Source organism: Nitriliruptor alkaliphilus DSM 45188 (assembly GCF_000969705.1).
GTDB classification, from domain to species: domain Bacteria; phylum Actinomycetota; class Nitriliruptoria; order Nitriliruptorales; family Nitriliruptoraceae; genus Nitriliruptor; species Nitriliruptor alkaliphilus.
This window is the reverse complement of record NZ_KQ033901.1, coordinates 2,877,666-2,898,859: the sequence shown is the minus strand read 5'-3', so window position 1 is coordinate 2,898,859 and position 21,194 is coordinate 2,877,666. Positions and strand designations below refer to the sequence as shown.

The window sequence follows — 21,194 nt, the reverse complement described above, 5'->3', positions numbered from 1 at the left end:
CCATCATCACGTCCGATGGCGGGCGCTGCCGGGCCGCGGGGTGACCGGCGGTCGGTGGCGGACGGCTCAGCTGACGGCAACGGCACGGGAGCGGTCGGCGGCGACACGGACCGCGAGCCCGGCGAGGACCGTCCCCGACACCCAGCGCTGGGCCCGCTCCCAGGCCGGGTGCGCCGCCGTCCGGGCCGCGAGCGCACCCGCGGTCAGGACGATCAGCGCGTTGACCGTCACGGCGACCGCGATCTGGACGGTCCCGAGCACGAGGCTCTGCCTCGCCACGTGACCGAGGGCCGGTTCGACGAACTGTGGCAGCAGCGAGACGTACAGGATCGCGATCTTCGGGTTGAGCAGGTTGGTGACCAGACCCATCGTGAACAGGCGCCGGTGCGAGTCCGGCGGCAGCGCGTCCGCCCCCGACAAGTCGACCGTCCGCGGGCGGAAGGTCCGTACGGCGATGTACAGCAGGTAGGCCGCCCCGGTCAGCTTCAGCGCGGTGTAGAGGGCCGGGACGGCGGCGAAGATCGCGACGACCCCCGCGACCGCCGCGAGGAGGTAGACCCCGAACCCGGTCGCGACGCCGAGCAGCGAGACGAGCCCCGCGGCTCGTCCCTGGGACACCGACCGCGAGACGAGGTAGGCCATGTTCGGACCGGGCGTGAGCACGATCCCGAGCGCCACCAGCGCCATGCCCACGACCCCGCTGGTGCTGACCACCCGCAACCTCCTCGCCGAACCGGCGCGGATGCTAACCAGGACGGCTGATCACGGCCATGGGACGCGGAACCACAGGTTCGTGACCATCCCGGTCGACGTCGACCGGATCGGTTCCAGCGCCACCCGCTGACCGCCTTCCACGGCGAACAGCGGTGTCCCATCACCGAGCAGCACCGGCGCGACGATCATCAGGACCTCGCCGAGCAGACCTGCCTCGAGGCAGCTCCGTGCCGTGTGAGCGCCGAGGACGTTGACCACACCGTCGCCGACGGCGTCCGCGGCTCGCCGGACGCCGTCGCGCACGTCGGTCACGTAGGTGACCCCATCGGAGCCCGCCGGCGGTGGCTGCGACGTCAGCACGAACACGGGGCCGTGCCACGTCCCACCGAACGCGCCCTCGGCGTCGGTCCCGCGGTTCGGATCGTCGCCGGTGAAGGTCCGGCGACCGACGAGCAGGGCGCCGACCTCCTCGCTGAACCGGTCGATCTCCGGGTTCGGCCCCAGGTAGGGCTGCAGCCACTGCATATCGCCGTCCGGCCCCGCGATGTAGCCGTCCAGCGAACAGGTCGCCGAGTACACCACCCGCGCCATCACCACCTCCTCGGCCGTCCCGGGCGTGGACGTTCCCGCCCGTGGGAACTCATCGGTCGAACGTCACCCGAGCGACAACCGCATGAGCACCCGGGGGAAGCCGCCGGACACCGACGTCGTGTCGGCGGCCTTCGTGAACCCAGCCTGCTCGAACAGGCGGCGCGTGCCGACGTAGGCCATGGTGAGGTCGACCTTCTCGCCGCGGTTGTCGACCGGGTAGCCCTCGACGGCCGGGGCGCCCTGGGACCGGGCGTAGTCGACGGCGCCGGCGAGGAGAGCGTGGGAGATCCCCTCCCCCCGGTGGCCGGGGCGCACCCGGATGCACCACACCGACCAGACGGGCAGGTCGTCGACGTGGGGGATCTTGCGCGATCGCGCGAACGGCAGCTCCGACCGTGGAGCCACGGCGGCCCAGCCGACGACGGTGTCCCCGTCGTAGGCCAGCACCCCCGGTCCCTCGTCCTCGCGACAGAGCGTGCGGACGTACTCGCCCCGCTCCGGTCCGACCAGTTGCGCGTTGGTCCTCGAGTCGACCCGGTGGCTCAGACACCAGCACACCGAAGCGTCCGGCTTCTTCGGCCCCAGCATGGTGGCGACGTCGTCGAACCGGTCCTCAGTCGCCGCGACGACCTCGATGGCCACAGCACCCTCCCCGACTGCCGGTCCGACCGTAGCGTCGGGCGGCAGCCACCTCACGGGACGTGCTCCGGCCGGCGGCGCGACGACGCACCGAACCTCTCCGCGGTCCGATGTCGATCCAGCGCGGCGCCGTTCGACGCAGTGGTAGAAGGCCGCAACGGGCGGCCTCACCGGGAAGGGACCCGAGATGAAGTACATGCTGATCATGCGGACGACCGACGAGGCGTTGGAGGCGGCCAAGGAACTCGACTTCGAACAGATCATCAACGAGATGGGCGCCTACAACGAGTCGATGATGAAGGCGGGCGTGCTGCTGGCCGGTGAGGGCCTCGCCGGGCCCGACGAGGGATTCGTGGTCGACTTCGAGGCCGAAACACCGATCGTCACCGACGGCCCCTACGGCGAGACCCACGAGCTGTTCAACGGCTTCTGGATGATCGAGGTCAGCAGCAAGGAGGAGGCCGTCCAGTGGGCGAGCCGCGCGCCGCTCGGTCCCGGCAGCAAGCTCGAGGTCCGTCGCGTGAACGAGATGGAGGACTTCGCCGAGCACGCCGACAACGAGTACATGAAGAAGGAGGCCGAGTGGCGCGAGCAGCTCGGTACCTGACCGCACACCGTTGAGGCGGCCGGATCATGTCCGACATCCAGCGCACGGTCGACGCGGTCTGGCGCATCGAGAGCGCGCGCATCGTCGCGACGCTCGCACGGTTCACCGGCGACGTCGGCCTGGCCGAGGACCTGGCCCAGGCCGCCCTCGTCGATGCCCTGGCGCAGTGGCCCGAGTCGGGCGTCCCGCGCAACGCGGGCGCCTGGCTCACCACCGTCGCCAAGCGCAAGGCGATCGATCACTGGCGACGCCAGGAGCGCCTCGACGACCGGTACCGCACGATGGCGAGCCAGCTCGAGGAGACCACGAACGACGAGTGGCAGCCGATCGACGACGACGTGCTTCGGCTGGTGTTCATCGCCTGCCACCCGGTTCTGTCGCGTCAGGCCCAGGTGCCGCTGACCCTCCGCGTCGTGGCGGGTCTGACCACCGACGAGATCGCACGGATGCTCCTCGTGCCGGTCGCCACGGTGCAGCAGCGCATCGTGCGGGCCAAGAAGACGCTGGCCGCCGCCAAGGTGCCGTTCGAGACCCCGGAGCCCGACGAGTGGCGCGAACGCCTCGGTGGGGTGCTCGGCGTGGTCTACCTGATCTACACCGAGGGCTACACCGCGACGCGTGGGGATCGGTGGGTCCGGCCCGACCTGGCCAACGAGGCGCTGCGGCTCGGACGGGTGCTGGCCGGGCTGCTCCCGGACGAGCCCGAGGTGCACGGGCTGGTCGCGCTGATGGAGTTCCAGTCGTCACGGTTCGCCGCCCGCGTCGCCGCCGACGGCTCCCCGATCCTGCTGGCCGATCAGGACCGCAGCCGGTGGGACCGCGCCCAGATCGAGCGAGGTCGAGCAGCGCTACGGCGGGCCGACGCGGTCGGCCGCGGTCGTGGCAGCTACGGCCTGCAGGCGGCCATCGCCGAGTGTCACGCCATCGCACCGAGCGTCGATGAGACCGACTGGGCCCGCATCGTGCTGCTCTACGAGGCGCTCGGCCGGCTCGCCCCGAGCCCCGTCGTCGAGTTGAACCGGGCGGTCGCGGTGTCGATGGCGGCGGGGCCGGCAGCCGCGCTGCCGATGGTGGAGCGGCTCGCCGCCGACGGCGAGCTACGGGACTCCCACCTGTTGCCGAGCGTGCGTGGTGAACTGCTCGCCCAGCTCGGACGGACCGACGAGGCCCGGGCCGAGCTGCTCAGCGCTGCGGAACTGGCGACCAACGACCGCCAGGCCGCCGTGCTGCGCACGAAGGCGGCGCAGCTGTGATGTGACGCTGGCCACGGAGACGGAGGCACTCGCCATGCGCGGTGCATAGCGCTACCTTCGCGCTACGTCGACGTGCGAGGGACGCATGGCAGCGCGCAGCACCTCGTTCCGGCTCAGCGACGATGCCCGACGACGTCTGTCCGAACGGGCCGAACGTGACGGCGTCAGCGTGACCGCGCTCCTCGAACGGCTCATCGTCGAGGGCATCGACACGCTCGACCACCCTGGGATCGTCTACCGCGGGGCCGGCCAGGACCGGCGCGCCGCTCTGGCCGGCGGGCCTGACGTGTGGGAGGTCGTCGCCCGCCTGCGCGAACTGACAGGGGACGAGGAGGAACGCATCACGGCCCTCGCTGGCGAGACGGACCTGCACCCTCGCCAGATCCGCACGGCACTGGAGTTCGCTGCCCGCCACCCCGCCGAGGTTCACGCGCGTATCGAACGCAACGAGCAGGCGATCACCGAAGGTCGACGGGCTGCTGAGCAACGCCGGGCCTTGCTGGCGTGAACCTGCTGCTCGATGAGATGCTGCCCAGCGAGGCAGCTCGCCGGTTGCGCGATGACTTCGGGCACGACGCGATCCACGTCGACGAACGTGGCCTTCGGGGTGTCGAGGATCAGCAGGTCGCCCAGGTGGCCCGCACCGAAGGCCGGGCCGTGGTGACCGAGAACATCGCCGACTACGCGGGCGAGGTCGACCTGGTCCTGGTGTGTGTGCTGAAGCGCAACCTGCCCGTCGGCGGTGGGCAGGCCAACGCGCTCGCGGAGCTCCTCGACCGCTGGATCAGCGACAACCCTCGCCCGTACATCGGACAGCACTGGCCTGCGTAGCTGCCGAGGGATGAGTTCGACGCGTCGGGGCGGTCGACCCCACCAGCACGCCTCCCACCCACACCGATGCAGATGGAGCCCCGATGGCTGCTGTCACTCCCGACGCCCGGCCCCTCAACGCGTCCTTCACCGAGCCGATCCGCAAGGACGGCGCGTTCGCGACCTACATCGCGCTACCCGGCTCGGACGAGGTCCTCGGCACGAGGCGCGCGGTCAAGGTCAGCGGCACGCTGGATGGCCACCCCTTCGCCGCCACACTGATGCCGTCCGGCGAGGGTCCGCACTGGCTGCCGCTCCGGAAGGCACTGTGTGAGCAGATCGGCAAGTCGCGCGCCGGCGAGGTGGTCGAGGTCCGCCTGGAGCAACGCACGTCCTGATCCGCACCGGCCGCGACGGAGGAGCGCACGATGGCCGACACACCCGACGTCCGACCCGTGGGCGATCTGCCCGGCGCGATCGGCAAGACCGCCGCGCGCGAGCTCGCTCACCACGGCATCACGAGCCTCGAGCAGGTGGCTGCGCACTCCCAGCAGGAGCTGCTGGCGATCCACGGCGTCGGCCCGAAGGCGATCCGCATCCTCGGCGACGCACTGGCCTCGAGGGGCCTGGGCTACGCGGAGACCTGAACGGCCCCCGCCGGGCGTGCCACGGTGGAGCCTGGCGTGCGGGCCACCACGGGTTCGGTGCGCGCCTCGCCCGCCGGAGCTGGGCGCCTGCGGCACCGCCCTGCAGGCGCTAGCGCTAGCCCAGCTGCGCCTTGATCTCGGTCTTCAGGACCTTGCCGACCTTGGAGCGCGGCAGGTCGACCCAGGTCTCGATCTGCTTCGGCGTCTTGACGCTGCCCAGCCGGGTCTTGACGAACGCTTGGAGCTCGACCGGGTCCACCGCCTGACCGGGACGGACGGTGATCACGGCCGTGAGCCGCTCACCCCACTTCTCGTCGGGGAGGCCGATGACGGCGCAGTCGGCGACGGCGGGGTGAGCCATCAGCGCCCGCTCGACCTCGGCCGAGTACACGTTGAAGCCGCCGGTGATCACCACGTCCTTGGCTCGGTCGACGATGAACAGGTACCCGTCCTCGTCGAGGTAGCCGATGTCGCCGGTGTGGTGCCAGCCGTGGGCGCTCGCCTCCGCGGTCGCCTCGGGGTCCTCGTAGTAGCCCCGCATGACCAGCGAGCTACGGACGACGATCTCCCCGCGTTCGCCGCGGGCCAGTGTTCGCCCCTGCTCGTCCATGATGGCGACCGTCACCAGCGGTGCCGGGCGCCCGGCTGACGTGAGCCGCTCGGTGGCGACGGTGCCGTCCGCACGGAGGTGATCACGGGGCGACATCGTCGAGATCATCATCGGGGCCTCCGTCTGCCCGAAGAGCTGGGCCATCACGGGGCCGATGCGGTGGAGCGCCTCCTCCAGCCTCGTCGCCGACATCGGTGCCGCGCCGTACCAGAAGCACTGGAGGGAACGCAGGTCGTGAGAGCCGAGCCCGGGGTGGTCCAGGACGAGGTAGATCAGCGTCGGCGGCAGGAAGGTGTGGGTAACGCCGAACTGCTCGATGTTCTCGAGGAACCCACCGACATCCGGCGTGGGCATGATGACGATCGAGCCTCCGTGGCACAGCACCGGGAAACACAGCACACCGGCAGCATGGGTCAGAGGCGCCAACGCGAGGTAGACCGGCGTCCCCTCCCAGGGGTAGCTCATCAGCGTGATCGCGGTCATCGTCTCGATGTTCGTGCCGGTGAGCATCACGCCCTTCGGGCGGCCGGTGGTGCCGCCGGTCCCGACGACCATCGCCAGATCCTCGAGCGGGGTCCGGTCGACCGGCTCGGTGCCGAGCGTGAGGTAGTCGTCCCAGGAGACCGCCCATGCGACGTCCGCGTCCAAGCAGACCAGGGTCCGCAGGTGCGGCAGGTCCCGTCGGATGGCGTCGACCAGCGGTGCGAACGCCGCCTGGAAGATCAGCACGGAGCAACCCAACAGCGCGAGCAGGTCGCGGTTCTCCGTGGCCTCGTTGCGGGGGTTGATCGGACACCAAACGGCGCCAGCGCGGCTGATCCCGAAGACGCAGGTGAACGCGGTTGGATCGTTGCTCGACAGGATGGCGACCTTCTCGCCCGGCTCCACGCCGTCCGCGGCGAGTGCTGACGCGATGCGATCGCTGAGCTGCTGCACGTCGGCGTACGTCGCGACCTCACCGTCGCGGATGAGGCAGGGGGCGTCGGCGTCGAGCGACGCCCCCTTGTCCAGGTAGTCGACCAGCCGCATGTCAGCGCTGTGTGGTCAGGACGGGCTCGGCGACCAGGCCGAACGCGAGCAGCTCGCCGAGCAGTTCGCGGTGACCGAACGCCTGGCAGCCCGAGGCGAAACCGGCCCGCTTCGGTGGCTGTTGGAGCAGCGAGTAGGCCGCGAACGCCTGCAACAGGGCGGTCTGCTTGTAGTTCTGGTTGCCGTGGATGACGCAGTGCGCACGGCCGAGAGGACCCGATGCGTGCACCGAGTCGAGGGACTTGTTGCGCCGCCGGTTCTCGCGCGGGGGCATCACGTTCATCACCTGCGCGGCGGTGGCCTCGAGAGCGGCGTACTTGTCTTCGACGGCCATGTCCTTGGTGGCCTCGACGGCCGCCCCGACGATCTGCGGCACGCCGAGCATCAGCGCACGATCGAAGACGCCACCGAGCGCCTTGCAGTTCGCCACACGTGGGTCCTTACGGTACCAGACCGGGTGCGAGGTACCGCCCCACGGCAGCGCCAGACCGAGCTCGTGCTGGCCGGGGATGACCAGGTTGTAGTGACCGGCGTCGGGGTCGTGCGGGACGTACTGGTTCTGCTCGAGGAAGTTCGCGCCGGCGAGCGCGGCGTTGAACAGGATCGTCTGGGTCGAGGCGATGGTCGGGCTACCACCCCAGAAGACCGCGATGTCCAGGGTGTCCAGGCCGGGCTTCTCGAGGCACAGCTCCGCCGCGATCTCCCCGGTGGTGTACATCTGCGCGATGCCGGGCGCGAGGAGCGATCCGGCGGCGGCGAACCGCTCGCCGTACTCCTCGTCGCAGGCCATCACCCAGTCCTGCTCACCGGTGGTGTCGAGGTAGTGGGCGCCGGCGGCAAGACATGCCTCGACGACGGCCGGGCCGAAGCGGCTGAAGGGACCGACCGTGTTGCAGACGACGCGTGCGCCACGGAACAGCTCGGTCAGCGACTCGACGTCGTGAGCGACCTCGACGATCTCGTAGTCGGCGGTCTCGATGCCGGCCACGTGGGACTCCATGGACGTCTTCAGCTTGGCGCCGTCCCGTCCGGCGGCGACGAAGGGGACGTTGTAGTCACGCAGGTACTCGCAGATCAGCCGGCCGGTGTAGCCGGAGGCGCCGTAGACGACGACGGGCTTGGTGGTCATGTCGGTTCCTCGTGTCGGTGGGGTTGGGGTCACATGCCCATGCCGCCGTCGACCGGGAGGCCGACGCCGTTGATGAAGGCCGCCCGGTCGGAGGCGAGGAAGACCACCGCGTCGGCGATGTCCTCGGTGCTCGCGAGCCGGCCCGACGGGGTGAGGTCGATCACCGCGCCCACGGCCTCCTCGGGCGAGGCGAACAGGCCGAGCCGGGCGACGTCACCGGCCAGGCCCGCACCCATCTCGTTGGCCACCAGACCCGGGTACAGGCAGTTGACCCGGACGCCGTAGCCGAGCTTGCCGCTCTCCATGGCAGCCACACGCGTGAGCCGATCGACCGCGGACTTGCTCGCCGAGTACATCGAGATCGAGGGGAACGCGATCGTCGCGGCCACCGACGCGATGTTGACGACGCTGCCGCCGTCACCGGCCGGGCCGCCGGGCCGCATCGCACGGAACGCGTGCTTGAGACCCAGCGCGGTGCCGAGCACGTTCACCTCCAGCATCCGCATGGCCTGCTCGGGGTCGAGGTCGACCAGGAGGCTGGTGATCTCCACCCCGGCGTTGTTGACCACGATGTCGAGGCCACCGAGGTGCTCGATCGCGGTGGCGACACCCGCTTCCCAGGACGCATCGTCGGTGACGTCGAGACGCACGAACCCGTGGCTCTCGCCGAGGGACTCGGCCACCTTCGCGCCGAGTTCCTCCTTGATGTCGGCGACGACGACCCGCGCGCCGGCGTCGGCCAGCGCGTGGGCCATCCCTTCGCCGAGTCCCTGCGCGCCGCCGGTCACGAGGGCAGCGCGTCCGCTCAGATCGATCCGGGCCATGTGTCGCTCCTTGATGTGGGTGGTGACTCGGCGCACACTCGGCCATCTCTAGTCACTTGTCAAGCTTTCTCTGGACACTCGTTCAGAGAAACCATGTCAGTCGTCAAGCGGCAGCTACACTGCCGCCCACGGCCATGGAAGGAGCGAGCGGATGGCCACCTCGACCGTCCGGCGCAACCCCATCGACAAGCACGACGAGCGGCGACGCGCCCTCGCCGACTCCGCGCTACGCACCTTGGGGGACCTCGGCTACGCGAGGTCATCCCTGCGCGAGATCGCCAACAACTCCGAGTTCACCCACGGGGTGGTGCACTACTACTTCGCCGACAAGCTCGACCTGATCGTCTACTGCGTCAGGCAGTACAAGGCGACCTGCGTGCAGCGGTACGACGGCGTGGTCGCCGATTCCACGACGCCGGACGAGCTGATCGAGGCGTTCGCGGCCAAGCTCCGCGAGACGCTCGTCGACGAGGCCCCGATGCACCGCCTCTGGTACGACCTGCGTTCCCAGAGCATGTTCGAGGAGAACCTGCGGGACGCGGTACGCCAGATCGACAGGACGCTGGAGGAGATGGTCTGGCGGGTGATCTCGCGGTACGCCGAGGTCTCCGGGGCTGAGCCGGCGGTCACGGCCAACGCCGCGTACGGCATGCTCGACGGGCTGTTCCAGCAGGCACTGCTCGGCTACCTGGGCGGTGAGCCAGAGCGATCGCTCGACGAACTCACCGGGCAGGTCCGCGAGCTGATGCCACTGATGCTGCGTCGGCAGATCTAGCCGCTCGTCGCGGGCGCGTGACCGCAGCCTGCTTCGGGACGGGATCGTCGTGCTGGTGGTTGCCGCTGGTCTCGCGTTCACCCGGTCGGTCCTTGAGGTGCCGAACGAGGACCACCCGACGGCCGTGGACCTCGCCGGGCGTCTCGACGAGGCCGGCGGGCGACCCGCTGGGCCGCCCGCCGTCGTCGAGGTTCAGGTGAGGCTCAGCCCTTCCCGGCGCGTTCGTTGGCCATCAGGTACGAGACGCACTCGCCCTGGTTGCGGAACTCGTTGAGGGTGAACGACTCCCACCCGCCGTCCTTGCACGCGTCCTTGGTGGCCGGCCCCGCAGGGGTGATGGTCGCGTTCATCGAGTAGAACCGCTCCGAGGCACCCACTTGTGAATCGCCGAGGTTCTCACCTACGTCCTTCAGCCCGGACTCGAAGCCGGTGAAGTACGCCGGGGCGTCACCGGCGTACTCGAAGCTGACGACGCCCTCGCCCTGCGAGTAGACCCCGAGGTTGCTGCCAGTGGTGACGCCGGCAGGCGTCGCGACGCCATCGACGGACAAGATGGCCGTCTGCTCCCCGGCGGTGCTGACGTCGATCGGGTCGGAGAGGTAGGTGACGACCTTGCCGGCGTCGGCGACCAGGAAGCGGATGACCCCGGCCTGGTGGGCGTAGAACTCGACCTCGGAGAAGCTCCCCTCGCCCGAGGCGGGGTTGTTGGTGTCCACGATCGTGAAGTTGCTCCACGTGTCGACCTTGCCGCGGTCGGTCGCGGCGTTGCCGATCGTGGTGATCGCCGTAGCGGTCCCGACCATCGCCATCGTGAGGAGGATGGCGGTCAGCAGGGTCCCGGCGGTGCGCTTGCGCATTCGAACTCCAGGGCAGTTCTCACGGTGGAGGGTCCACGTACCCGGGCAGCGTCGGTGTGGCGCTGGAGCCGGGCTGAGGGCCGGGACCCCAGGAGTGCGCCGAACGCGCGGTGACCCGTCGGGACGCCGTCTCCTGGACCCGCTCGGTCCGTGACGAAGCCGTCACGGACCGGGACGCCGACCAGCCCAGGCGGGCGCTCAGCATCACCCGCGCCGGTCACCGCGCACGGCGACGCGGTGGGGTCGGGCGCACGCGTGGCTAGCCTCGCTGCCGTCCGACGGCGACGCCGGACCCGAGACCGGAGGCAGTGTGATCGCCCGGAACGTCGGTGCCGCCCGTCGCGGGCTCGCGGTGCTGGGCGTCGCGCTCCTCGGGGTGGTCGGCGGTCACGAGCTCGGGTACCTGGTCGGTGGCGCCGCCGACGGGGGCCTCGCGACCCCCCACACCCACCTGGCGGCGGCGACGCGGGTCGCGCACCTCTTCGCGGTGTGGTTCCTGCTGGCTGCGGCCGTGAGCGACCCGCGTCGCGGGTGGACACGCGGCCTCACCGTTCCCCGCCTCGCCATCCTCCAGTCGGGGCTGTACGTCACGTTGGAGGTCGCCGAACGCGTCGCCCAGGGGACACCGCTCGCCGAACTCACCTCGCGGTGCGTGCTGTTCGGTCTTCTGCTCCAGCTCCCGCTGGCCGCGACGACGGTGCTGTTGTCCCGCGTGACGCAGACGGCCGTCGAGCGGCTGCTCGCGGGCGGACCCGCGCTGCTCGTCGTGCCGACCGGTCGCCCGCGATGCACCCGTGGGCCCGAGGTCGCTCCGCGATCGCGGCGGCCGCTGGCCGCCACCTCCCGGGGGCCTCCGGTGGGTCCGCTCCTCGTGGCTGCCTGACCGGCGGACCACGAGCGCACGTCCCTGGCGATGACCGCCCGGGCGTGCCTTGGGCCCGGCAGCCGACGCCGGGGTCCAACGCCCGCGTGACCGGATGCGGCACGTGGGCGACCGAGCGGATCCACGCCCACCGCTACGAGCGCGTGGGTGAACCGAGGAGGAACACGCGTGATGATCGACACGAAGCGACGGCTCACCGCCACGGTGGCCGCAGGCAGCCTGCTCCTGGCCAGCTGTGCCGGGCAGGACCCCACCGAGGGCGTGGGCCCTGCCGCCGACGCCGCGGCGGAGGAGACCGACGACGATGCCGCGGCGGATGAGGACGGCACCGCGGCGGATCACCAGGACGCGAGCGGCGAGGACGAACCCGAAGAGGAGGCAGCCACCGACGCGATCAGCGTCGCCGTCGAGGCCACCCCCGACCCCATGACGGGGGTCAACGTGACCGTCACGACGACCGGCTTCCGGTGGGCACCCGAGCACGCCTCCGGCGGGCACGTCGACGGTGAGGGGCACGCGCACCTGTACGTCGACGGGGAGCGGGTGGGCCGCCTGTACGGCGACCACGTCCACCTGCCACTCGAGCCTGGCGAGCACGAGATCCGGGTGACCTTGAACGGCAACGACCACTCGGACCTGGTCGTGGACGGTGAGGTGATCGAGGCGACGACGACCGTGGAGGTCCCCGAGCGAGGCGGGTCGATGGCCGGCCACGCGCACGGCGCACACCCGACCGACGGCCTCGCGGTACGGGTGACCGCCGAGCCGGACGCGATGGCGGGGGTCAACGTCCGGGTCGAGACCGAGGGGTTCACCTGGGCGCCTGATCACGCCTCCGGGGCACACGTCGACGGCGAGGGCCACGGGCACCTCTACGTCGACGGGGAGCGGCTCGGGCGGGTGTACGGCGAGTGGTTCCACCTCTCGCTCGACCCAGGGTCGTACGAGATCCGCGTGACGCTCAACGGCAACGACCACGCGGACTATCTCGTCGAGGGTGCACCGGTCGAGGCCACGGTCACGGTCGAGGTCCCGGAGAGCTCGATGCACTGAGGTACCCGACGCCCTCGACCCCGAGGACGTTGCCGGGGGTGCGGCCGCACAGCCCGCGGGTTGGGCGGCCGCCCCCCGACCGCGCGAGCCGCACGGGAGGTAGGTTCCGACAGGCCCCGGCACGCCACCGAGGCGGAGGATCGTCGTGCCGAGCCCGCCGCTGCAGCGAGCCCGCCCGACCGCTGGCCGGACCAGCGCGGACAAGCGTCGGGCACGGGATCGGAGCCTGCTGCGGGACGCGATCGTGGTGCTGATCGTCGCCGCCGGGCTCGCGTTCACCTGGTCGGTCCGTGAGGTGCCGAACGAGGATCATCCGGCTGCCGTGGACCTCGCCGAGCGCCTCGACGAGACGTTCCGGGCGGTCCGTGCGGGCGACCTGGACGTCGACGACACGCCCGCCGCCGTCGCACCGGGCGTCACCGGGGCACGCCTCGAACGGGTCACGGAGGGCGACCGCTGGGTGCTGACGGGCGAGGCGGGCTCCGACTGCTACGTGCTGTGGTGGGACACCGACGGGATCCGCCGCGTCCGGGTGCTGTCGGCGACGCTGCCGTGCGAGCCGTCGACCACGGCGATGTCCCCCTCCCCCGCCACCTTCGACCGGACCGGTCGCGCGGTCGACGAGGACGCTCCGACCGCCGCGTGGAACGACGTGCTGCCCGACCCGATCCGCTTCCGGTTCTGGTTCATCCCCGCCATGCTCGTCGGGGCAGCGCTCGGCTTGTCGGCCCTGGTGCGGATGAGCATCGCGCTGCTCACCGGCGACGCGCCGTCGGCGACCCGCCGCTGATCGGATCGGCGACCCGCCGCTGAGCCGATCCGCGACCCGCCGCCGAGTCGATCGGATGACTTGACAGGTCTTCTGCATCTGACCATTCTGGTCACATGCAGACGGTCTCGGTCTCGGAACTCAAGGCGCACCTGTCGCGCTACCTGCGCGACGTGCGGCGCGGCGGCGAGGTGCAGGTGCTCGACCGGGGGCGTCCCATCGCGCGCCTGATCGGCCTCTCCCCCGGGAGCACGAACCCCGACGACGACGACCGCGAGCGTCTCGTCCGGGCGGGGGTCCTGCGCCCCGGCACCGGGGATTCCTCGCTCGTGCTCGACCGGCCGCCGCTCGAGCTGGGCACCGACCTGCGGCGTGCGCTCGACGAGGACCGGGACGACCGGCTGTGAGGTACTGGGACGCCTCCGCGGTCGTCCCCCTCCTGGTAGCCGAGGCGGAGACCGAGCCGATGCGGGCCCTCCTCGCCGAGGACACACGCATCGCGACGTGGATCTGGACGTCGGTCGAGATCAGGAGCGCAATCGAGCGACGTGCCAGGTCGGGCGCACTCGACCGTGCCGATCGGCGCGCCGCGCTCGCAGGCCTCGACGAACTCGCGTCGACGTGGGACGAGGTCGACGATGCCCGCGCGGTTCGCCGTCTCGCCGAACCGCTGCTCGCACGCCACCCCCTCCGGGCTGCCGACGCCGCCCAGCTCGCGGCGGCCCTCCTGATCTCCAGGGAACTCGGTTCGAACATCACGTTCGTCTGTCTGGACGACCGCCTCAGCGACGCTGCTGAGCGCGAGAGCCTCGCGGTGGAGCCTGCTCCCGCCAGCCGGTGACTCCGGGCGCAGAGCTCGTGACCGGCGGCACGGGACGGGCGTCCGGCCATCGTGCGACGGCACCTGCTGACCGCACGCAACGGACGGCCGCTGCAATGGCGCTGCTCGCCGCCTCGTCCTCGGTGGTGGGCACGGCTGCACGGCCGGCCCGGCGGGGCGGTCCCCGCCGACCTCGTCCGTCACGGGAGGCGTGCCGGACGACCGACCACCGGGAGGCAGTGACCATGACCACCACCACCCTGCGTAACGGCATCGACGTCGATCAGCTCCTTCGGACCATCGACGCGGTCCAGGACGACGCCGACGTGGCGTCCTTCACGTTCCGCGCCTCGAGCACCTGGCAGGACGGCACGCTGAACACCGGCCGCATCCACGGCTTCACCCACGCCGGCAGCGAGGACACCTCGCGGGACGAGGCGTTCGAGCTCACCGGCGACGAGCCACCGGTCCTGCTCGGCCGGAACACGGGGCCCAACGCCGTGGAGCTCGTCCTCCAGGCGCTCGGCTTCTGCTACGCGGTCGGGTACGTCGCCAACGCGGCGGCCCGCGGCATCGAGATCGAACGCATGGACTACGAGGTCGAGGGCGACATCGACGTCCGACCGTTCCTCGGGCAGGACGGCCCGCGGCCCGGCTTCACCGAGATCCGCGTGACCGGCACGGTCGCCAGCCCGAACGCCAGCGACGACCAGCTCACCGAACTGTGCCAGTACGTCCAGGACACCTCGCCGGTCCGCGACATCATCGCCAACCCCGTGCCGGTGCGCACCTCGCTCCGGATCGTCTGACCGCTCGCGGCACTGGACGGTCGCTCGCCACGTGGCCATCATCGAGTCGAGGGAGGGCATGCTCGACACGGTGGAACGCACGACCCTTCAGCAGCTCGTCCGCGAGCAGCTGAAGGGTCTGTACGCGCTCGCCCGCCACCTGGTCGGCAGCCACCAGAAAGCCGAGGACCTGGTCCAGGAGACGCTGCTGCGCGCCTGCGGGTCCATCGACACCCTCCGGGACCTGCAGGCCGCCCCCAAGTGGCTGCGGGTCATCATGGTCAACCTCTGGCGCGACCGCCTCCGCGCGGAGGGCCGCCAACCTCGCACCGAGCTTGTGGACACCACCGAGGAGTTCTCGCTCTACCAGGCGCTGGCCGACGAGGACCCGATGCCCTACTCCGACACCATGCACGTCGACTTCCTCGGATCCTTCTCCCGGGAGGACGTGCACGCCGTGCTCGAGCAGCTGCCGGAGCACTACCGCGTCCCGCTGGTGCTGCGCTACCTCGAGGGGTTCGACACCGGCGACATCGCCGAGCTGCTGGACCTCCCACCCGGCACGGTGTACTCCCACCTCCACCGCGGCCGGCAGTGCTTCGAGCGGACGCTGTGGGAGTACGCCGAGGCGTCCGGTCTGACGCGCCCCGACCTGCGCCGACCGCCGAGGAGGTCACCGGTGCCGCTCACGCCGACCCGACCCGAGGGGGTGGCGCCATGAGCGCTCCCACGGCGTGCCGCGAGGCCATCCGCCTCCTCTGGGACTACCTCGACGACGACCTGTCACCGGACCAGCACCGGCAGGTCGAGGAGCACCTGAGCTACTGCTTGCGGTGCTGCGGTGAGCTGGAGTTCTCCCGCGAGGTGCGGCAGATGTTGCACACGAACGCCGAGCCCACCATCCCGCAGGCCGTGCAGGCGCGGCTCGAGCGACTGATCGACGACGTCCTGCCGGACATCCACCTCGCCAGCGGCCCCGTCGACGACGACCCGACGAACGACGACCAGCACGACAGCGACGCGGGAGCGATCACGTGAGCGATCTCATGCACCAGGACCGGATCCGCGACATCGTCCGTGGCGCGTACCGCACCATCCCGAGCGGTGCCGGAGAGGTCACGGCGAGCCGCCTGTACCGCCCGGAGGAGCTCGCCGAGGTCCCCGACCTGGCGATCGCGTGGTCCCTCGGTGTGGGCAACCCGGTACGCCACGCCGACCTCGTCGAGGGCGAGGTCGTCATCGACCTCGGCTGTGGCGGCGGCATCGACACCATCCTGGCCGCGCGACGCGTCGGCCCCCCGGGCCGTGTGCTGGCGGTGGACACGCTGCCGGAGATGTGCGAACGCACGGAACGGGCCGCCGCCGAGGCGGGTGTGGCCGACCGCGTCGAGGTCGTCCACGCGGAGATGGAGGACCTGCCCGTCCTCGACGACACGGTCGACGTGGTGATCTCCAACGGCGTGATCAACCTGTCACCGCGCAAGAGCCGCGCCTTGGCCGAGGCGTCCCGGGTGCTCCGGCCGGGGGGTCGGTTCTGCGTATCGGACCTGACCGTCGACGACGACCTGCCCCCGCAGGTGCTGACCTCCGGTGCGGCGTGGGCCGGCTGCATCGCCGGCGCCCTGTCGGAGGAGGTCTTCACCACGAAGCTGACCAACGTGGGGTTCACCGACATCCACCTCGGTGAGCACATCCCCTTCAGCGTCGACGACGCGGCCCTGTACCCGCTGTTCACCGACGAGGTGATCGCGCTGATGCGCGAGCTCGTCCCGCCGGAGCAGCAGGCCAGCATCGCGACCAGCCTGATCGCACGTGCGCGCCTGCCCGAGGCCGCTTGACGATCCGTGCGTTCCGTTGCAATGGCGGTGGGTCCGGGCTCGTCCTCCCTGGTGGAGGCACACCACAGGGAGGACGCCCCGATGACCACCGACACCACGACCGCCACGACCGCGCTGCCCGTCGACCCGGAGGCGCTGCGTGCGTCCGTGCGCGACAAGTACCGTCACGTCGCCACCACCCCGGACGGCGGGTTCCACTTCCACACGGGCCGTCCACTGGCCGCGCTGCTCGGCTACGACCCGGCCCTGGTCGACCCACTGCCCGACCGGGCCGTGGAGTCCTTCGCCGGGGTCGCCAACCCGTTCTCGCTGGCCCCGCTCGGGCAGGGCGACCACGTCCTGGACGTGGGCTCCGGCGGCGGCTTCGACTGCTTCGTCGCCAGGCAGCTGGTCCACCCCGACGGTCACGTGCTGGGTGTGGACATGACCGCCGAGATGCTGGCCAAGTCCACCGAGACCGCGCGGCAGCTCGGGTGGGACAACGTGGCGTTCCGTGAGGGCATCATCGAGGACCTGCCCGTCGACGACGGGTCGATCGACGTGGTCATCTCCAACGGGGTGCTGAACCTCGTCGCCGACAAGCCCCGTGCGTTCGCGGAGATCCACCGGGTGCTGCGCCCGGGCGGGCGGCTGCAGTTCGCCGACATCGCCGTCGGCCGTGAGGTCCCGCACGAGGCGACCTGCGACATCGACCTGTGGACCGACTGCATCGCCGGCGGGCAGTCGCTGGACGACTGGTGCCGCCTGATCGCCGACGCCAGGTTCGTCGACATGGAGGTCGGGCCGGGTGTGGACACCTTCGGCGGCGCGCCGGGCGAGAAGAACGCCCGCGCGTTCGAGGTCGCCGGCCACCCGTTCTTCGCGAGGAAGCCCCACTGAACCGCGACTGCCGCAGGTTGGGGGCCCGCCCTCGGGGCGGGCCCCGGCGGCGATGAGTTCTCCCCGGCGCGCGGGTCCTCCCTCGGTGGATGATGACACGACCAGCGGAGGACAGCCCCATGCGCGTGACCATGACGACGTTCGCCACCCTCGACGGGGTGGTGCAGGCCCCGGGGGGACCGGACGAGGACCTCGACGGCGGCTTCGACCACGGCGGTTGGATGGCGCCGTACGTCGACGACGACCTGATGACCACGATGGCCGGCTTCTTCGAGGCAGCGGACGCGTTCCTGCTCGGGCGCCGGACCTACGACATCTTCGCGGCGACGTGGCCGCTGGTGACCGATCCTGACGACCCGATCGCGGGCCGCCTCAACGCCCTCCCGAAGTACGTGGCTTCGACCACGCTGCCCGAGGCGACCTGGTCCGGCTCGACGGTGCTCGGCGGCGATGTGGTCTCGGAGGTGGCCGCGCTTCGCGGCGCGGCCGGTCGCGAGCTGCAGGTCCACGGCAGCGGGACGCTCGCCCAGACGTTGACGCGGCACGACCTCATCGACGAGTACCGCGTGCTCACCGTCCCGATCGTCCTCGGCACGGGCAAGCGCCTGTTCGCGGACGGGACGCCGCCACGACGCCTCAGCCTCGTGGACCGCACGAGCACCGCCAGCGGGGTCGACATCGCGGTCTACCGGCCCGACGGATCGCCGTCACTCGGCGCGGTCGGTCCGGAGTACGCGGAGGAGGAACCAGCCGCGGCGCGGTGAGCGCACCGTCGGGCCGATGCGGTGCCGGTCAGCTGACGGCCCGTTCGACGAGCTCAGCGAGGTGCTGCCAGGCCTGCTCGCTGATCTCGTCGGCCAGCGCGTACGACGTCGGCCACAGGCCGCTGCCCTCGTCGAGGTTCGCCTCCTGGCTGAGACCGAACGTCGAGTACCGCTCACCGTCACCCCGACCGCTGCGGAAGAAGCACACGACCTTCTTGCCCCGGGCGTAGGCCGGCTGCCCGTAGTACAGCTTGGGCGCGAGGTCCGGGGCCACGGTGGTCACCAGCGCGTGCACGCGTTCCGCCAAGGCGCGGTCCTCCTCGGGCATCCCCGCGATCTTCTCCAGCACCTCCGCCTCGGCGGCGGCCGCCTTGTCCTTGCCGCGGCCGCTGCCTGCCTCGGCCTTGAGCTCCTTGGCGCGCTGCTTCATCGCGGCGCGCTCCGCCTCGGAGAACCCCGCAGCTGCTGCCGCGCCCGCGTCCCTGCCCTCCGACCTGGTGGCCATCGTCGCTCCTGGTGACGTCGGTGGTGCCTCGGTGCGACGCACGCTAGACAGCGGGCGGCGAGGATCCTTCTCCGTTCCTGACCGGTGCCGATCGCGTTCCCGCCGGATCGAGGTGCGCGTCCATCGACGCGAGGAGGTACGCGTGGACATCAGGTTCCAGGTGGTCGCGTTCGATGCGGCGGAGCTGGCCCCCGAGAGCGCGTTCTGGGCGGCCGTGCTCGGTGGGACCGTCGACGTCGACGACGACTGGCACATGGTCATGGACGCCGACGGCGCGCCGCGGATCGGCGTGCAGCTCGCCCCGGACCACGTCCCACCCGACTGGCCGGATGGCTCGCCGCCCCAGCAGGTGCACATCGACCTGTGGGTGGACGACTTCGACGCCGCGCACGACGAGGTGATGGCGCTCGGCGCCCGGCTGTTGCAGAGGGCCGACGACCTCGAGGCCGAGGAGGGCTGGCAGGTCTACGCCGACCCGGCCGGTCACCCGTTCTGCCTCTGCTGGCACCGCGGCTCGCCTCGGTCGTAGCGTCTGCCGCCCGCATCGCAGCGCCCTGGACAGGACCCAGGGTGCAACGGTTCCCTGGTGCTGTGCGTCTGAGTGGGGAGGGAGGAGGGACCGTGCGCGACCCCGACGGCTTCACGACGTTCTACACCGCCACCCACGGGCGCGTGCTCACCGCCGTTCGGGTCACGCTCGGGGATGACCTCCTCGCCCACGAGGCGGTGGACGAAGCCTTCACCCGCGCCGCCGAACGGTGGGCGAGCGTCAGCGAGATGCCGAACCGCGTCGGCTGGACCTACCGGGTCGCGGTGAACTGGGCGACGTCGTGGCGCCGCAAGCTCGCCCTGCGTCCGACGCGCTCGGTCGAGGCCCTCGATCGCTCGCACCACGACCCGACGCCGGACCTGGACCTGATCGGCGCGCTCGAGCACCTCGACCTCGACCAGCGTCAGATGCTGGTCCTGCGCTACGCGATCGGCTGTTCGGTGCAGGAGGTCGCGGCCACGCTCGGGGTGGCGGAGGGCACGGTCAAGAGCCGGGTGTACCGGGCCCGACAGCGGCTGATCGAGGACGGGAGCTGGCAGCTCGGTCCCGAGGACGACGACGGCGAGGACGCGTTCGAGACCGAACGCCGTGACAGCGAGGTGCTCGATGGACGTGCGTGAGCAGCTGCGGGCCGCTCCCCCCGGCCCGGCCCCGTCGGTCGACGACGCGCGGCGGACCTACCAGCGAGGCCGGCGGCGCGTGATGCGTCGCCGTGCCGCCGGAGCGGGCGCCACCCTCGCCGCGGTGCTGGTGGCCGTCGTGGTCGCGGTCCCGTTCGGGACCCCCGGCTCGATCCGCGTCGAAGACGGTCCCGCGGGACCTCCCCCGGCCGACCGAGGGCCCGATGGAGGACCGACTGAGGATCCGGGGGGCGTCGGCGAGCAGGGGACCGTCCAGGTCGGCGAGGTCGTGCTCACCATCCCGGACGGCGTCTCCCTCGAGCGGGTCGTCAGCGGCGGCGAGCCGTGCTACAGCGAGGCGATCGGCCCGACCCTCGTGGTCATGGACAGCATCGTGCCCGACACCCAGCGGGACTGTCCGGAGGGTGCCGTCGCCGACACGTCCGTCGTCGCCGTGCCGGCCAGCGGCGTCCCGCCGGCGTACCTGCCGGGCCACGCCGACGTCGAGGGGACCGCGGACGTCACCGACGTCGACCTGCTCGGCACGACCGGTGTCGTCGAACGGTGGTCCCTGAGCGACGGCACGCTGGTCGACACCTACCTGTTCACCGAGCTCGACCTCTACCTCACGGTTATCGCTCCCGATCTGATGCCGGGCTTCGCCGAGGAGCTGCTGGCGTCGGCCACGCGGGCGGGCGCCACGACTGACGGCGACGACGCGACCGGGTCCGATGGCGAGCGCACCGGTGCCCCGCCGCTCGACGACGAGGCATCCACCGAGGACCGCCAATCGCCGCCCGAGGGTCCGGTCGACCTCGAGCTGGTCGACGTCCGTGTCGGCACGCACGAGGGGTTCGACCGCGTCGTCTTCGTGTTCGCCGGCGATGGCCAGGTCGGGTGGTTCACGAACCTCGACGACCGGGCGATCGAGGACGGCTCCGGTCACGAGGTGGACGTCGCCGGTGGCGCGGTGCTGACCGTGGCGCTGAACGCGATGGCGTTCCCGCCGGACCTCCCGGGACCGACCGTCGACTGGAACGGGGTGCGCATCCCGGCGCCTGCCGGCTCCGGGGTGCTCACCGAGGTGGTCGGCAGCATCTGGTTCGAGGCGCAGCAACAGGTGTTCATCGGGCTCGACGAGACGGTCGCCTACCGGGTCGAGCGGCTCGACGACCCCCAGCGCCTCGTCATCGACCTCATTCACCCCTGACGGACACGGCAACGTGGCCGGGCGAGGGCT

At 71.3% G+C, this 21,194-nt stretch carries 29 protein-coding genes; 21 read left to right on the top strand and 8 right to left on the bottom strand.

Annotated elements, in window-relative coordinates:
- Positions 1-66: 66 nt before the first annotated feature.
- From NITAL_RS13590 to NITAL_RS13580, 3 genes are all read right to left on the bottom strand, one after another.
- On the bottom strand, positions 67-714 hold the full coding sequence (locus NITAL_RS13590) for a LysE family translocator (RefSeq protein ID WP_052666801.1): 648 nt from the start codon (positions 712-714) through the stop codon (positions 67-69).
- Between the two features lie 48 nt (positions 715-762).
- Positions 763-1,305: a dihydrofolate reductase family protein gene (locus NITAL_RS13585; RefSeq protein ID WP_052666800.1), complete on the bottom strand. Its 543-nt coding sequence runs from the start codon at positions 1,303-1,305 to the stop codon at positions 763-765.
- Positions 1,306-1,368: 63 nt separating this feature from the next.
- Positions 1,369-1,947 (bottom strand): GNAT family N-acetyltransferase, encoded by a 579-nt coding sequence (locus tag NITAL_RS13580; protein ID WP_052666799.1) that lies wholly within the window; start codon positions 1,945-1,947, stop codon positions 1,369-1,371.
- 184 nt (positions 1,948-2,131) lie between these two features.
- Here NITAL_RS13580 and NITAL_RS13575 point away from each other — a divergent pair, with 184 nt between their 5' ends.
- The 6 genes from NITAL_RS13575 to NITAL_RS13550 all read left to right on the top strand — a co-directional run bounded on the left by NITAL_RS13575 (position 2,132) and on the right by NITAL_RS13550 (position 5,261).
- Positions 2,132-2,551: a YciI family protein gene (locus NITAL_RS13575; protein ID WP_052666798.1), complete on the top strand. Its 420-nt coding sequence runs from the start codon at positions 2,132-2,134 to the stop codon at positions 2,549-2,551.
- Between the two features lie 26 nt (positions 2,552-2,577).
- Positions 2,578-3,804 carry an RNA polymerase sigma factor gene (locus NITAL_RS13570; protein ID WP_052666797.1) on the top strand — a complete coding sequence of 409 codons (1,227 nt, stop codon included), beginning with the start codon at positions 2,578-2,580 and terminating at the stop codon, positions 3,802-3,804.
- Positions 3,805-3,889: 85 nt separating this feature from the next.
- A complete protein-coding gene (locus NITAL_RS13565; RefSeq protein ID WP_052666796.1) occupies positions 3,890-4,312 on the top strand; it encodes a hypothetical protein in 423 nt (140 codons plus the stop codon).
- On the top strand, positions 4,309-4,635 hold the full coding sequence (locus NITAL_RS13560) for a DUF5615 family PIN-like protein (protein WP_211262399.1): 327 nt from the start codon (positions 4,309-4,311) through the stop codon (positions 4,633-4,635). The genes NITAL_RS13565 and NITAL_RS13560 overlap by 4 nt, the downstream gene beginning before the upstream one ends.
- A gap of 83 nt (positions 4,636-4,718) precedes the next feature.
- Positions 4,719-5,012 (top strand): DUF1905 domain-containing protein, encoded by a 294-nt coding sequence (locus tag NITAL_RS13555; RefSeq protein WP_052666795.1) that lies wholly within the window; start codon positions 4,719-4,721, stop codon positions 5,010-5,012.
- Between the two features lie 30 nt (positions 5,013-5,042).
- Positions 5,043-5,261: a helix-hairpin-helix domain-containing protein gene (locus NITAL_RS13550; protein WP_052666794.1), complete on the top strand. Its 219-nt coding sequence runs from the start codon at positions 5,043-5,045 to the stop codon at positions 5,259-5,261.
- A gap of 115 nt (positions 5,262-5,376) precedes the next feature.
- On the opposite strand, the gene NITAL_RS13545 is transcribed toward NITAL_RS13550, so the two are convergent.
- From NITAL_RS13545 to NITAL_RS13535, 3 genes are read right to left on the bottom strand one after another with little or no spacing between them, the layout of a single operon-like run.
- Positions 5,377-6,900 carry an acyl-CoA synthetase gene (locus NITAL_RS13545; RefSeq protein ID WP_052666793.1) on the bottom strand — a complete coding sequence of 508 codons (1,524 nt, stop codon included), beginning with the start codon at positions 6,898-6,900 and terminating at the stop codon, positions 5,377-5,379.
- Position 6,901: 1 nt separating this feature from the next.
- Complete coding sequence (locus NITAL_RS13540; RefSeq protein WP_052666792.1) at positions 6,902-8,029, bottom strand: DUF5938 domain-containing protein; 1,128 nt, start codon at positions 8,027-8,029, stop codon at positions 6,902-6,904.
- A 29-nt stretch (positions 8,030-8,058) separates the two neighbouring features.
- Positions 8,059-8,853: an SDR family NAD(P)-dependent oxidoreductase gene (locus tag NITAL_RS13535; RefSeq protein WP_052666791.1), complete on the bottom strand. Its 795-nt coding sequence runs from the start codon at positions 8,851-8,853 to the stop codon at positions 8,059-8,061.
- A gap of 151 nt (positions 8,854-9,004) precedes the next feature.
- On the opposite strand from NITAL_RS13535, the gene NITAL_RS13530 reads away from it, so the two are divergent.
- On the top strand, positions 9,005-9,628 hold the full coding sequence (locus NITAL_RS13530; protein ID WP_052666790.1) for a TetR/AcrR family transcriptional regulator: 624 nt from the start codon (positions 9,005-9,007) through the stop codon (positions 9,626-9,628).
- A gap of 203 nt (positions 9,629-9,831) precedes the next feature.
- Here NITAL_RS13530 and NITAL_RS13525 read toward each other — a convergent pair whose 3' ends face one another.
- Positions 9,832-10,485 (bottom strand): hypothetical protein, encoded by a 654-nt coding sequence (locus tag NITAL_RS13525; protein WP_052666789.1) that lies wholly within the window; start codon positions 10,483-10,485, stop codon positions 9,832-9,834.
- A gap of 310 nt (positions 10,486-10,795) precedes the next feature.
- Between NITAL_RS13525 and NITAL_RS13520 the strand changes: the two genes are divergently transcribed.
- From NITAL_RS13520 to NITAL_RS13470, 11 genes are all read left to right on the top strand, one after another.
- Positions 10,796-11,368 carry a hypothetical protein gene (locus NITAL_RS13520; protein ID WP_052666788.1) on the top strand — a complete coding sequence of 191 codons (573 nt, stop codon included), beginning with the start codon at positions 10,796-10,798 and terminating at the stop codon, positions 11,366-11,368.
- 168 nt (positions 11,369-11,536) lie between these two features.
- A complete protein-coding gene (locus NITAL_RS13515; protein WP_052666787.1) occupies positions 11,537-12,421 on the top strand; it encodes a hypothetical protein in 885 nt (294 codons plus the stop codon).
- A 145-nt stretch (positions 12,422-12,566) separates the two neighbouring features.
- Positions 12,567-13,211, top strand: coding sequence for a hypothetical protein (locus NITAL_RS13510; RefSeq protein WP_052666786.1), 645 nt, complete (start codon positions 12,567-12,569; stop codon positions 13,209-13,211).
- Positions 13,212-13,306: 95 nt separating this feature from the next.
- Positions 13,307-13,597, top strand: coding sequence for a type II toxin-antitoxin system Phd/YefM family antitoxin (locus NITAL_RS13505; RefSeq protein ID WP_052666785.1), 291 nt, complete (start codon positions 13,307-13,309; stop codon positions 13,595-13,597).
- A complete protein-coding gene (locus NITAL_RS13500; protein WP_052666784.1) occupies positions 13,594-14,031 on the top strand; it encodes a type II toxin-antitoxin system VapC family toxin in 438 nt (145 codons plus the stop codon). The genes NITAL_RS13505 and NITAL_RS13500 overlap by 4 nt, the downstream gene beginning before the upstream one ends.
- Before the next feature lie 224 nt (positions 14,032-14,255).
- Positions 14,256-14,819 carry an OsmC family protein gene (locus NITAL_RS13495; RefSeq protein ID WP_052669672.1) on the top strand — a complete coding sequence of 188 codons (564 nt, stop codon included), beginning with the start codon at positions 14,256-14,258 and terminating at the stop codon, positions 14,817-14,819.
- A 31-nt stretch (positions 14,820-14,850) separates the two neighbouring features.
- Entirely contained in the window at positions 14,851-15,519 is a 669-nt protein-coding gene (locus tag NITAL_RS13490) for an RNA polymerase sigma factor (RefSeq protein WP_052666783.1), read from the top strand.
- The gene (locus tag NITAL_RS13485) at positions 15,516-15,836 is read left to right on the top strand and encodes a zf-HC2 domain-containing protein (RefSeq protein WP_052666782.1); all 321 of its coding nucleotides are present in this window, start codon (positions 15,516-15,518) and stop codon (positions 15,834-15,836) included. Before NITAL_RS13490 ends, NITAL_RS13485 begins: the two co-directional genes overlap by 4 nt.
- Complete coding sequence (locus NITAL_RS13480; protein ID WP_211262398.1) at positions 15,833-16,636, top strand: methyltransferase domain-containing protein; 804 nt, start codon at positions 15,833-15,835, stop codon at positions 16,634-16,636. Before NITAL_RS13485 ends, NITAL_RS13480 begins: the two co-directional genes overlap by 4 nt.
- 81 nt (positions 16,637-16,717) lie before the next feature.
- Positions 16,718-17,515 carry a methyltransferase domain-containing protein gene (locus NITAL_RS13475; RefSeq protein WP_052666781.1) on the top strand — a complete coding sequence of 266 codons (798 nt, stop codon included), beginning with the start codon at positions 16,718-16,720 and terminating at the stop codon, positions 17,513-17,515.
- 119 nt (positions 17,516-17,634) lie between these two features.
- A complete protein-coding gene (locus NITAL_RS13470; RefSeq protein WP_052666780.1) occupies positions 17,635-18,279 on the top strand; it encodes a dihydrofolate reductase family protein in 645 nt (214 codons plus the stop codon).
- Between the two features lie 28 nt (positions 18,280-18,307).
- Here NITAL_RS13470 and NITAL_RS13465 read toward each other — a convergent pair whose 3' ends face one another.
- The gene (locus NITAL_RS13465) at positions 18,308-18,784 is read right to left on the bottom strand and encodes a DUF1801 domain-containing protein (RefSeq protein ID WP_052666779.1); all 477 of its coding nucleotides are present in this window, start codon (positions 18,782-18,784) and stop codon (positions 18,308-18,310) included.
- 142 nt (positions 18,785-18,926) lie between these two features.
- Between NITAL_RS13465 and NITAL_RS13460 the strand changes: the two genes are divergently transcribed.
- From NITAL_RS13460 to NITAL_RS13450, 3 genes are all read left to right on the top strand, one after another.
- Entirely contained in the window at positions 18,927-19,313 is a 387-nt protein-coding gene (locus NITAL_RS13460; RefSeq protein WP_052666778.1) for a VOC family protein, read from the top strand.
- A gap of 92 nt (positions 19,314-19,405) precedes the next feature.
- Positions 19,406-19,954, top strand: coding sequence for an RNA polymerase sigma factor (locus NITAL_RS13455; protein ID WP_052666777.1), 549 nt, complete (start codon positions 19,406-19,408; stop codon positions 19,952-19,954).
- A complete protein-coding gene (locus NITAL_RS13450) occupies positions 19,941-21,164 on the top strand; it encodes an AMIN-like domain-containing (lipo)protein (RefSeq protein ID WP_052666776.1) in 1,224 nt (407 codons plus the stop codon). The genes NITAL_RS13455 and NITAL_RS13450 overlap by 14 nt, the downstream gene beginning before the upstream one ends.
- Positions 21,165-21,194: the final 30 nt, after the last annotated feature.